Source organism: Curtobacterium sp. KBS0715 (genome assembly GCF_005938005.2).
Lineage (GTDB): Bacteria > Actinomycetota > Actinomycetes > Actinomycetales > Microbacteriaceae > Curtobacterium > Curtobacterium flaccumfaciens.
The window spans coordinates 3,290,282-3,302,046 of the sequence record NZ_VCCA02000001.1 but is presented as its reverse complement, the minus strand read 5'-3'; the positions used below and the strand labels follow the sequence as shown (position 1 = coordinate 3,302,046).

The 11,765-nt window shown below is 71.8% G+C and carries 10 protein-coding genes; 4 read left to right on the top strand and 6 right to left on the bottom strand.

Translation table 11 applies throughout. The features are described 5' to 3' along the window. Positions 1–143: 143 nt before the first annotated feature. A complete protein-coding gene (locus FFG40_RS15685) occupies positions 144–662 on the top strand; it encodes a hypothetical protein (protein ID WP_138803969.1) in 519 nt (172 codons plus the stop codon). 168 nt (positions 663–830) lie between these two features. After that, entirely contained in the window at positions 831–1,460 is a 630-nt protein-coding gene (locus FFG40_RS15680; RefSeq protein ID WP_138803968.1) for a hypothetical protein, read from the top strand. Positions 1,461–1,525: 65 nt separating this feature from the next. Here FFG40_RS15680 and FFG40_RS15675 read toward each other — a convergent pair whose 3' ends face one another. After that, a complete protein-coding gene (locus FFG40_RS15675) occupies positions 1,526–2,506 on the bottom strand; it encodes an alpha/beta hydrolase (protein ID WP_138803967.1) in 981 nt (326 codons plus the stop codon). Further along, a complete protein-coding gene (locus FFG40_RS15670) occupies positions 2,499–4,037 on the bottom strand; it encodes an MFS transporter (protein ID WP_313900875.1) in 1,539 nt (512 codons plus the stop codon). The genes FFG40_RS15675 and FFG40_RS15670 overlap by 8 nt, the downstream gene beginning before the upstream one ends. A 193-nt stretch (positions 4,038–4,230) precedes the next feature. Between FFG40_RS15670 and FFG40_RS15665 the strand changes: the two genes are divergently transcribed. Beyond that, a complete protein-coding gene (locus FFG40_RS15665; RefSeq protein WP_138803966.1) occupies positions 4,231–4,593 on the top strand; it encodes a hypothetical protein in 363 nt (120 codons plus the stop codon). Between the two features lie 114 nt (positions 4,594–4,707). After that, positions 4,708–5,514, top strand: coding sequence for an isocitrate lyase/phosphoenolpyruvate mutase family protein (locus FFG40_RS15660; protein ID WP_138803965.1), 807 nt, complete (start codon positions 4,708–4,710; stop codon positions 5,512–5,514). 103 nt (positions 5,515–5,617) lie between these two features. Here the strand turns inward: FFG40_RS15660 and FFG40_RS17335 are convergent, their stop codons facing one another. The 4 genes from FFG40_RS17335 to FFG40_RS15640 all read right to left on the bottom strand — a co-directional run bounded on the left by FFG40_RS17335 (position 5,618) and on the right by FFG40_RS15640 (position 11,739). Continuing rightward, complete coding sequence (locus FFG40_RS17335; protein ID WP_260678890.1) at positions 5,618–6,556, bottom strand: glycoside hydrolase family 16 protein; 939 nt, start codon at positions 6,554–6,556, stop codon at positions 5,618–5,620. Between the two features lie 291 nt (positions 6,557–6,847). Further along, on the bottom strand, positions 6,848–8,173 hold the full coding sequence (locus FFG40_RS15650) for an alpha-hydroxy acid oxidase (protein ID WP_185974213.1): 1,326 nt from the start codon (positions 8,171–8,173) through the stop codon (positions 6,848–6,850). Next, positions 8,170–9,657 carry a rhamnulokinase family protein gene (locus FFG40_RS15645; protein ID WP_138803964.1) on the bottom strand — a complete coding sequence of 496 codons (1,488 nt, stop codon included), beginning with the start codon at positions 9,655–9,657 and terminating at the stop codon, positions 8,170–8,172. The genes FFG40_RS15650 and FFG40_RS15645 overlap by 4 nt, the downstream gene beginning before the upstream one ends. A gap of 33 nt (positions 9,658–9,690) precedes the next feature. Then, positions 9,691–11,739, bottom strand: coding sequence for a bifunctional aldolase/short-chain dehydrogenase (locus tag FFG40_RS15640; RefSeq protein WP_138803963.1), 2,049 nt, complete (start codon positions 11,737–11,739; stop codon positions 9,691–9,693). Positions 11,740–11,765: the final 26 nt, after the last annotated feature.

Below are 11,765 nucleotides of genomic sequence, written 5' to 3'. Positions count from 1 at the left end.
CATTGGGCAAATTTACTCAATGGGCAACCTGGACCTCGGGGCATCGCTTCACAGACGGTCGATCACGAGACACTCATCGACCCGGGCGAGAGCGGCGTGCCCGAGTGGAACGACCGTTGCGCTCGCCCGGTAGCCTCCTGCGCGTGGGCATCTCCGACTTCGACGTTGCACCCAGCGCCGGTTCGCGGTTCGGGGTGGTCGTGCTCGGAGTCGCGAGCGCGGTCGCCGGAGTTCTCGCCGTCATCGGATGGCCACTGCCCGTCATCTCGTCGACGCACGGCCGAGGTCAGCACGCGTGGGCGCGCACCGTCCGTGGAGTCCACGACTGGTTCGCGCACGACGGGTGGCGGATGTCCGGCGCATCGTGGATCTACGGTGCTCTCGCCGTCGTCGCCCTGGCCGCCGTTGTCATCCTGCGCCATCCTGCCTGGAGCGGCCGCCGCGCGTTGCTGATCATCGTCGTTCCGGCCGGGGTGCTCCTCGTGTTGGGCCCCGCGCTCCAGTGGGCTCTCGGGCTGCCATGGTCGAACTCCGGAAGCGGATCGGCCGGCGGGACGGCCATCGGCATCGTCGTCACGGTCGTGTGCGGCGCCGTGCTCACGGGGGTCCGTCAGGTCCTGCGGCGAAGAGCCCGCCGCGACGAAGAGGCGCCCGCCCGCTGAGGAGGCCGAGGTCGGAGCCAACGGCGACTGCGCCGGCGCGAACTCCGAATCGGCCTTGCTGGTTACCGCAAGATCGGTGAGGAACCGTCGTGTGGGCCGACGGTCCGGCAGTACGGTCCGGGAACAGCCTGACCCGAGGCTGCGAGAAGCCGACCCGAAGGCGACCCGATGGACAACTGCGACGAGCGACGGCCTGGCGCCCTCGCGTTCAAGAAGCATCTCGGCGAGCAGTTCGGTGGTGATCTCCGGCGGACACGAGCAGCTCCGGTCGCGCCACGACTCCACGGCGCGGTGAAGGCGACTGCCGTGCGAGCGCACACCGCCGGCGGCTCGAACGGCGGAATCCGTCAGGTCGTTGCTGAGCCAGTCCCGTTGCGGTTCGAGATGGCGAGCACGGGGCTGTCCCTCGCCGGCCTGGGTGTCGCGATCGGATGCGGAGTCGCGCGCACGATCGGCCAGCAGATCCTGCCAGTCGCGAGGATCGTGGATCCCGAGGCGGGCGACGCGGAGCTCGACGAACGCGGCGTGTTCGAGGCACAGCTCGCCGAGGTGCTCACGGAGTCTTGGCCTCTCACCGTGGAACTCGCTGCAGAGGAGCTGGCGGCGGACACCATCATCATGCCCGTCGTCGGTGATCGCGTGCACTACAGCAGGGGTTCCGGGCACCTCATCGGGCTGCAGGGAGTCGTCGTTGAGTCCGAAGACGGACAAGCCCTGCCGCGCGGGCTGCGGTCCGTGCAGCTCGACGGTGAGGCGTGGCCGATCGTCGTCACGGTGGTGTCCCTGGACCGGATCTAGCTGTTGCTGCGAACAGGAGCCGGTCCCGGCACGAGCGCCGCGACGCGCTCGTGCCGGGACTGCCGTCAAACCGCCGGGCTGAGGAGACGCCCGGTGAACTCGCGCAGAGCCTGCACGGCCCGCCGCGACAGCGTCGCGTCGGGCATCATGCTCGTCGATCCGTGGAACGCTCCCGGCCACACGTGCAGTTCCGCCTGGACTCCTGCCGCCCACAGCGAGCTGGCGTAGGCGACGGTCTCGTCGCGGAACACCTCGGTGCTGCCGCAGTCGATGTACGCGGGCGGGAGCCCGGTGAGGTCGGTCGCGCGGCCGGGCGCAGCGTAGACGGAGACGTCCTCGCCACCCCGCCGGTCACCGAGGTAGGCGTCCCAGCCGAACCGTGTCATCTCCCGGTCGGCGACCCCGACACCGTCGAACTGCCGAGCCGACAGTGTCGCGTCGCGGTCGTCGAGCATGGGACTCACGAGCACCTGGCCGAGGACGGAGGGCCCCTGTCGGTCGCGGGCCAGGAGGGCCGTGCCGGCGGCGAGACCGGCACCGGCGCTCTGCCCGACGAGGACGATGCGCTCCGGGTCGATGCCGAGTTCGTCGGCGTGCTCGGCTGCCCAGACGAGACCGGCGTAGCAGTCCTCGACCGGGTACGGGTCCGGGTGTTCCGGCGCCAGGCGGTAGTCGGGGCTGACCAGGACGACGTCGTGCACCAGCAGCCACTCGTCGTAGGAGTCGAGGTTGCCGAGGTGGTGGCCGAACATCATGCCGCCGCCGTGGATCGCGTAGGCCAGGGCAGCCGTGCCGGTGCGGCCGGTGCGTTGGATCACGGCGAGGTCGATCGGGTCGCCGCGGTGCCCCGGGATCGTGACGCTGCTCCGCTCGAGGCCGCGAGCACGCAGTCCTTCGTCGAGCTGCGCCTCCGTCATGTCCAGTTGTCGCATCTGCGGCAGCATCTGGGTCGTGAGGTGGAAGCGGCCTCGCGCGTCCATGGCCGTGAGGAAGGGCACGAACTCGGGATCGAACGGCGGGCGGGGGAGGGCGATGGTGTCAGGCACGGGAGGTCTCCTCGGTGATGGTGATCGGGTCGGTGTGTGCAGGGGTGGTGTCGGCAGGTTCGGACGGGGCCGCGTCTCCCTGTTCGGTGGGCCGGGCTCGGAGCATGCCGACCACGACGAGCAGCGCTGTGACCGCGGCGAGGCCGAGGCCGGCGACGGTGAGGGCGTCCTGGAAGCCCTCGAGCCGGGCGGCGGTCCAGGTGGTCGTGGTGATGCTCCCGGCGACGAAGGCGGCGACGATGGTCCCCGCCGCGGCGACGGCGGCACCGCCCGCGAGCTCGCTCGAGGTGTCGACGAGCGCAGCTCCGACGGAGGTGCGGTCCGCGGGCAGTCCCGTGAGGACCGACGCGCCGGCGACGACGCCGACGACCCGCATGCCGGCGGCGACCAGCACGAGCGCGACGAGCACCCACGGGTACCCGTGCCGGCTCAGGGCGCCGAAGACCGCGAGCCCTGCGACGACCGAGGCGGCGCTCATCCAGGCGGCGCGGCCCAGGCCGACCCGCTGCACGAACGGCCCGACGAAGCGGCCGCCGACGAGCAGCACGACCACCTGCGGCAGCGTCCCGACCGCGGCCAGGGCCGGCGGCCAGCCCCAGGCGAACTGCAGCTGCAGGGTCACGAGGTACGACAGTCCGGCGACGGCCAGACCCGACGCGGCCTTGAACGCGAGGCCGCTCGAGACGAGTGGTCGGGCGAGCAGGTGCAGGTCGATCAGCGGGTGCCGCGCGGTCCGCTCGCGGGCGACGAACCCCACCGCGCACGTGGCGGCGAGGGCGAGGACGGCCCACCCCCACCAGCCGGTAGCTCCGGACTCGACCAGGATCGTCGGCGCCACGAGTGCTCCGGCCGTGGTCACGGTGCCGAGCAGCGCTCCGACCACGTCGACCGGATCGCGACGGAGCCCCGCCACCTCGTCGCGGGCGACACCCAACCGGATGCCGACGAGCGCGAGGACCGCGATCGGCACGTCGGCCAGCAGCAGCACCTGCCACGGGGCGACGGCCAGCACGAACCCGCCGACGGTCGGACCGATTGCCAGCCCCACGAGCCCGGCCGTCGAGATGACAGTGAGCGCCCGCACCCGGAGGCCTTCGTCGTCGAAGAGGCGGAACGCCAGCGCCATCGACCCGGGCGTCGTCATCGCCGCGGCGACGCCCATCACGACCCGCACGGCGATCAGCTGCTCGGTCGACGTGACCACCGCCGTGGCGAGGCTCGCCAGGGCCAGCAGGACGAGACCGGCGAGCATGACCCGACGGCGTCCGATGCGGTCGGCGACGGCGCCGAAGAGCAGCATCAGCCCTCCGAAGGCGACCGAGTAAGCGCCCGAGACCCACTGCAGGCCCGTGGTCGACGAGCCCAGGTCGCGGCCGATCGTCGGCAGGGCGACGTTGAGCACGGAGTTGTCGAGCATCTCGAACAGGAACACCGCGGACAGTCCGGCGAGGGCGATCCAGGCGTCGCGCAGACGAGGCGACGAGTCACCGGCGGGCACGTGCCGGGTGGTGAGAGCGGGACTGGGGGACACGATGGCGCACTCCTTCGAGGGAAGAAGTGGCGACTCGTTCGATGCCGCGTGCTGGTGCGTCGCAGATCGCGGCGCCTTTTACCTCAGTGATCGAGACCATACACGGACTGCCCGCTCGAGGAAAGTCCGCGGTCGGAGCCCTCGACCGTTGACGCAGTTCGAGGTGGGAGGTGGCAGGACCTACCCTGGACGGATGCTCTCCCGCCGCGAAGCCGCCGTCCGGCTCGACATCCCCCTCGAGATGGCGACCCGCCACGGCATCCCGTCGCGCCTGAGCGAAGCGGAGCTCGACGCGATCGAGCAGGACCCGCCCGCCTGGCTCGTGCAGTCCCGCGCCAACCGCACCGGCACCAAGAAGGTCTGGACGCGCCTGGAGTGCGTGGTCTGCGGCTTCGCCGAAGAGGCGCGCCCGAAGAAGTGGTGGCCCGAATGGGACTACCTGATGTGCGACTACCACGCCCCGTACCAGGCGCCCGAGCCCACCGCCGGCCTGACGCGGCGTGAGGTCGAGGGCATCGGCAGCCGCTTCATCGCGCTCGTCGACGAGAAGCTCTGAGCAGCAGCACGATGCGCCTGCTGAGCAGGTCTCCTCTCCCCGAGGGCTGAGCGGCGCCACCGCGTCGTCCGGAATCCGCCAGCTCGTCGGCGCTCGGACCGATGGGATCGAGGGGTGAACACGACTTCGACCAGAGCCGCCACCTTCCACGGCCTCCACGACCACCCAGCCCGGCCACTCGTCCTCGTCAACGTCTGGGACGCCGCGAGCGCCCGACTCGTCGAGGACGCCGGCGCGACCGCGATCGCCACGACCAGTGCGGGCGTCGCCTGGTCCCTCGGACGACCGGACGGGAACACCCTGACCCGCGCGGAAGCGATGGACGCGGTCGCGCGGATCGCGGCTTCGGTGTCGGTGCCGGTCACCGTCGACGTCGAGTCCGGGTACGCCGACGACGCGGACGGCGTGGCGCGCACGGTGGACTCGGTGCTCGAAGCGGGCGCCGTCGGCATCAACATCGAGGACGGCAGGTTGCATCCGGATGCGCTCGCCGACCGGATCGGGGCGGCCCGGCGCGCGGCGGAACGAGCCGGGGTGCCCTTGTTCGTCAACGCACGGACCGATGTCCACCTCGCCGGTCTCGTCGATCCCGAACGACTCCTGGCCGAGACGCTCCAGCGTGCTCGTCGCTACCGCGGAGCCGGCGCGGACGGCGTCTTCGTCCCCGGAGTCCGAGACGTCGAGACCATCCGTGCGCTGGTGGAGTCGATCGACGGCCCGGTGAACGTGATGGCCGGTCCGGGGTCGCCGACCGTGTCGGAACTCGCCCGTCTCGGTGTGGCCCGCATCAGTCTCGGTTCCGCCGTCGCGCAGGCGGCGTACGCCGTCGCTCGGCAGGCCACGGCCGAACTCCTGACCTCCGGCACCTACGACTCGCTGGTGGCCGGGGTGGACTACGCAGACCTGAACGCGCTCTTCTGAGCGGCGCGCGTGACGCCCGGAACGCGGCCACGCAGACGGACGGGAGGCCCGGTGCCAGCTGGCACCGGGCCTCCCGTCCGTCCGTGGTGCGGACCCGCGGACGCTACTCGGTCGTCGAGACCCAGTCGATGAGCAGGTTGCCCCGCTCGCCCCAGTTGCCGACCTGGAACATGAAGCGGTGCGGGGTCGTCGGCACGTCGTGCGTGATCGTGCCGAGGACCTTGCCGTCGACGCTGTACGTGACGGACTCACCGGGGACCCAGTCGACCTTGTAGGTGTGCCAGTCGCGCCACGAGACGCCGGTGCCGAGCTGGACGCGCTCGGCTTCCTTGCCCGGGGTCATCGAGTGGTGGAACACCGAGGGGCTGTCCTCGAAGTTGCCCTCGGGGAAGTCGATCTCGCCGTCGGCCCACACGTTCGACGTCGGCCACAGCATGAAGGCCGCGCCGTTGCCGTCGCCGCCGGTCGCCTTCGCGCGGACCGAGAACGAGCCGCCGACGTGGTCCCAGGCGCCGTCGGAGGAGCCGAAGGTGCCGGCCGCTCCGGCACCGGTGCCGAGGGCGACGTCCATCACGCCGTCGTGCACCGACACGGTCTTGCTCGGCGCGTAGATGCCCGAGGTGCCGTCGGGGTAGGCCTGCCACGACTGCGGGTACAGCGACGAGACCAGGCCCGTGACGGCGTCCTTGCTGAAGTCCTCGACGAACGAGGCGTCGGGTGCGATCGCGGACAGGTCCGCGGGGGAGCCCTCCGCTTCGGGCACCGCTTCCGGCGCGGCCTCGGGGGCGGGCTCGGCGACGGGGGCGGAGTCGTCGATCGGCGCGGAGTCCTGCTCGGGCTCCGCATCCGGGGTCCACTCGTCGGTGGGGGCCGGGGTCTCCGTCTCGTCCGGGGCCGGCGTCGGGGTGGGGTTCACCGGGGCGTTGTGCCAGCGGCGTTCGCCGTCCCAGCCCCACCAGGTGCGGGCGGAGGCGGCGGTGGGGACACCGAGGACCAGGGCGCCGGCGGTCGCGACCGCCAGGATCGCGCGGTGGCGGATCATCGGGTGCCCCCTCGGGTGGCCGGGGGTGTGGACGTGGTCCGTGTGGTCGTGCCGCTCGAGGGCGTGCACGTGCTTCGGGTCGAGATGTCGGGCTCCTCGTGGATGCTCGGGCGCAGGATGCGGGGAGGGACGGAAGCATCAGCCGGCCGGATGCCGAGGGTTTCGTTGACACGTCCACGGACATCTTGCATCATTTGTGACCCGTTCGGGGGGCGTCACGGAAATCGACCGACGAACGCCCGGTGTCCGACCGTCGAACGTGCACGGTGCAACGTGCGGCGAGCCGACGGGTCAGACCCGGGGGATCGGCTGCAACCGCTGCAGCTGCGTCACGTGCCCCGGCTCGAGCTCGTCGAGCGAGGCCACCCCGAGCAGCCGCATGGTCCGCTCGATCTGCTCGGACAGGATCTGGATCATCCGGTCCACGCCGGCCTCGCCACCGGCCATCAGCCCGTACAGGTAGGCGCGGCCGACCATCGTGAACTTCGCGCCGAGGGCCACGGCAGCGACGATGTCGGCGCCGGACATGATGCCCGTGTCGAGGTGCACCTCGGTGTCCTTCCCGACCTCCTTCACCACGGAGGGCAGCAGGTGGAAGGGGACGGGGGCGCGGTCGAGCTGTCGGCCGCCGTGGTTCGACAGCGTGATGCCGTCGACCCCCAGGTCGGCCAGGCGCTTGGCGTCGGCCAGTGACTGCACGCCCTTCACGACGACCTTGCCCTGCCACTGGTCGCGGATCCAGGCGAGGTCCTCGTAGGTGACGGTCGGGTCGAACATGTGGTCGAGCAGCTCGCCGACGGTGCCGGACCAGCGGTCGAGCGATGCGAACGCCAGCGGCTCGGTGGTCAGGAAGTCGAACCACCACCACGGCCGCGGGATCGCGTTCACCACGGTCCGGGCACTCAGCTGCGGCGGGATCGAGAACCCGTTCCGCTTGTCCCGCAGCCGCGCACCCGCGACGGGGACGTCCACCGTGACGAGCAGGGTGTCGAAGCCGGCCTGCTGGGCGCGGGAGACCAGCGCCATCGACTTCTCGCGGTCCTTCCACATGTACAGCTGGAACCAGTTGCGCCCGTGCGGGTTGGCGTCGCGGACGTCCTCGATCGCGGTGGTGCCCATCGTGGAGAGCGAGAACGGGATGCCGGCACGTCCGGCGGCCCGGGCGCCGGCCCGCTCGCCCTCGGTCTGCATCATCCGCGTGAAACCCGTCGGCGCGATGCCGAACGGGTACGACACCGGCGCCCCGAGCACCTGGCGTGAGGTGTCCACCCTCGACACGTCCCGCAGGATCGCCGGGGTGAACTCGATGTCCTCGAACGCCTGCCGCGCGCGGGCCAGTGAGATCTCCGCCTCGGCCGCACCCTCGGTGTAGTCGAACGCGGCCTTCGGGGTGCGCCGGGCGGCGATGTCCCGGAGGTCCCAGATCGTCAAGGCCTGTTCGAGGCGCTGCCGTCGACCCGGCAGCGACGGCTTCTTGAACTGCATGAGCGGCGCGAGGTCCCGCACCGTCGGCAGCTGCCGCTTGACCCGCGTGCGAGCGGCGGACGCGGACCCGGTCGCGGGCGCCGGTGCGCCGGTTGCGGGGTCGATCCGGTGCTGGTCGTCGGTCGTGGTCATGCGTGGCTCCTGACGGGGGATCGATCGGGGTCGGCGCGCGACGACGCCGAGGGGGTGTACCGCACGGGCTCGACGCTCCGTGCGACGACGCTGCGGAGTGCCTCCAGTGAAGCCCCTCCGAGGCCTGCGAGTCCGACGGCGCGCGCCTGCACCAGCACGTTGCCGAGTGCGGTGGCCTCGACCGGGCCGGCCACGACCGGCAGGCCGGTGCGGTCCGCGGTCAGCTGGCACAGCAGGCGGTTCTGCGAGCCGCCGCCCACGACGTGCACGACCCGGATGGCCCTGCCGGTCACGTCGGCGATGGTGCGCAGGGTCTCGGCGTACGCCGTCGCGAGCGACTCGAGGATGCTCCGGACGAACTCCGCGCGCGACGCGGGGGCGCTCAGCCCGTGCGCCGCGCACCACGCGGCGATCCGCGCCGGCACGTCGCCTGGTGCCGTGAACGACTCGTCTGCTGGGTCGAAGACGGGGACCGGGGCGGTGACGGCCGCGGCGGAGGCGAGCAGGGCCTCCAGGTCGACGTGGTCGCCACCGCGCTCCCAGGTGCGGACGCTCTCCGACAGCAACCACAGTCCGGACACGTTCTTCAGGAACCGGACGCGACCGTCGACACCGCCCTCGTTCGTGCAGTTCGCGCGTCGTGCCGCGTCCGACAGGACGGGCGCGTCGAGCTCGACGCCGACGAGCGACCACGTGCCCGACGAGATGTAGGCGAAGTCCGGCTCCGTCGCGGGGACCGCGACGACGGCGCTCGCCGTGTCGTGCGAACCGACCAGCGTCACGTCGGCCTGCCCGCCGACGAGCGCGGCGACGGACGGCAGCAGAGGGCCGAGTCGGTCGCCCGGGTCGCGCAGCGTGGGCAGCAGCCCGGCCGGGAGGCCCGCAGCAGCCCGCACCGCCGGGTCCCACCCACGGGTGGTCGCGTTCAGGGCCCCGGTCGTCGAGGCGTTCGTGCGCTCGGCCGCCTCGACCCCCGTCAGCCAGTACCCGAGCAGGTCGGGGACGAGCAGCGCACGCTGCGCGAGCTGCAGCGACGGGTCGGCAGCCCACTGGAACAGGGTGTTGAACGGCAGGTGCTGCAGACCGTTCCGGGCGTACAGCTCGGTGGCGGACATCCGGTCGTGCACGGGGACGACACCGCCCTGGTGCCGGTCGTCGCGGTAGTGCGACGGCAGCCCGAGCAGTCGGCCGTCGCGGAGCAGGCCGTAGTCGACCGCCCACGAGTCGATGCCGATGCCGGCGATCGCGGGGTGCTCGGCGAACGCACGCCGCAGCCCCTCGGTCACCTGTCGGTACAGCTCGACGACGTCCCAGTGCAGGGCGTCGCGGCCGGTGTCGGCGTCGCCCTCGTGCAGGGTGACGGGGCCGTTCGGGAACCGCGCGAGGTGGTCCATCCGGACCCCGTCCGGGTCGACGTGGCCGACGATCACCCGGCCGCTGGTGGCCCCGAGGTCGACCGCGGCGACGCTGCCGCTGGTGTGCATGCTCTGCTCCTGCTCGGTGTTCGTCGGTCGTCGCTACCGCAGGAAGGCCGCGGCGACACCGGCGTCGACGGGCACGTGCAGGCCGGTGGTGTGCGAGAAGTCGTCGGTGCAGATGGCGTAGACGGCGTTCGCGACGTTCTCGGGCACGACCTCGCGCTTCAGGATCGTGCGCTGCGCGTAGAACTTGCCGAGGTCCTGCTCCTCGATGCCGTACGTCTTGGCGCGGTTGGCGCCCCAGCCGCTCGCGAAGATGCCGGAGCCGCGCACGACCCCGTCGGGGTTGATGCCGTTGACGCGGACGCCGTGCTCACCGAGCTCGGCCGCGAGCAACCGCACCTGGTGGGCCTGGTCGGCCTTCGTGGCGGAGTACGCGATGTTGTTCGGCCCGGCGAACACCGAGTTCTTCGACGAGATGTAGACGATGTCGCCGCCCAGGCCCTGCTCGATGAGCACCTTCGCCGCGGCCTTCGACACCAGGAACGACCCCTTCGCCATCACGTCGTGCTGCAGGTCCCAGTCCTGCTCGGTGGTCTCGAGCAGGCTCTTCGACAGCGACAGCCCCGCGTTGTTGACGACGAGGTCGAGGCCGCCGAAGTGCAGCAGGGTCTGCTGGATCGCCTGGTCGATCGCGGCGGCGTCCGTCACGTTCGCGGCGACGCCGATGGCCTGGTCGAGGCCGCCGATCTCGGCCGCCGCTGCGGTGGCCTTCTCGAGGTCGAGGTCTGCGATGACGACGGCGGCGCCCTCGGCCGCCAGGCGCTTCGCGATCGCCTTGCCGATGCCGGACGCAGCCCCCGTGACCAGGGCGATGCGCGTCGCGAGCTTCCTGGGCGCGGGCATCCGCTGCAGCTTCGCCTCTTCGAGGGCCCAGTACTCGATCCGGAACTTCTCGGCCTCGTCGATGGGGGCGTAGGTGCTGACCGACTCGGCACCGCGCATCACGTTGATCGCGTTGATGTAGAACTCCCCGCCGACCCGGGCGGTCTGGGCGTCCTTGCCGTACGAGAACATCCCGACGCCCGGCACCAGCACGATGAGCGGGTCCGCGCCGCGGATCGCGGGGGAGTCCGGCGTCCGGTGCCGGTCGTAGTACGCCTGGTAGTCCGCGCGGTACTGCTCGTGCAGTTCGTGCAGGCGGGCGGTCTGCTCGTCGACGCTCGCCGAGGCCGGCAGGTCGAGTATGAGCGGCTTGACCTTGGTGCGCAGGAAGTGGTCCGGGCAGCTGGTGCCGAGGGCCGCGAGCCCTTCGGCGCGCTCGCTCGCCAGGAACTCGAGCACGACGTCGCTGTCGGTGAAGTGCCCGACCACCGGCTTGTCGTGCCCGGCGATACCGCGGATCGTCGGGGCGAGGGCGGCGGCGCGTGCGTGACGTTCGTCGGTCGGCAGTGCTTCGAACCCCGCTCGGACGCCGCCGAACGGGTCGGCCGTGCCGTGCTCCGCGAGGTACCGCTCGGCGGTGTCGATGATCCAGCGCGAGTTGCCTTGCGCCTCGTCGCTCGTGTCCCCCCACGCGGTGATGCCGTGGCCGCCCAGGATCGTGCCGATCGCCTGCGGGTGGTCCCGCTTGACGGCGGCGATGTCGAGCCCGAGCTGGAACCCGGGTCGGCGCCAGGGCACCCAGACGACCCGGTCGCCGAAGATCCGCTCGGTCAGGGCCGGACCGTCCGCCGCGGTGGCGATCGCGATGCCGGCGTCGGGGTGCAGGTGGTCGACGTGGGCGGCGTCGACCAGGGCGTGCATCGCGGTGTCGATCGACGGTGCCGCACCGCCCTTGCCGTGCAGCGTGTAGTCGAAGGCGGCGACCATCTCGTCCTCGCGCTCCACCCCGGGGTAGACGTCCTGGAGGGCACGGACGCGGTCGACGCGCAGGACCGCGAGGCCCGCCGGGGTGAGGGTGCCGAGGTCGCCCCCGGAGCCCTTCACCCAGAGCAGCTCGACCGGTTCGCCCGTGACGGGGTCGGTGTCGGTGCCCTTGGCGGAGGTGTTCCCGCCCGCGTAGTTCGTGATCCGCGGATCCGAGCCGAGCGCGTTCGAGCGCGCGACCAGCGCCCGGATCGTGGTGTCTGCGTCGGTGCCGTGCATTGCGGGGTCCACCCGTGCCTCCACTG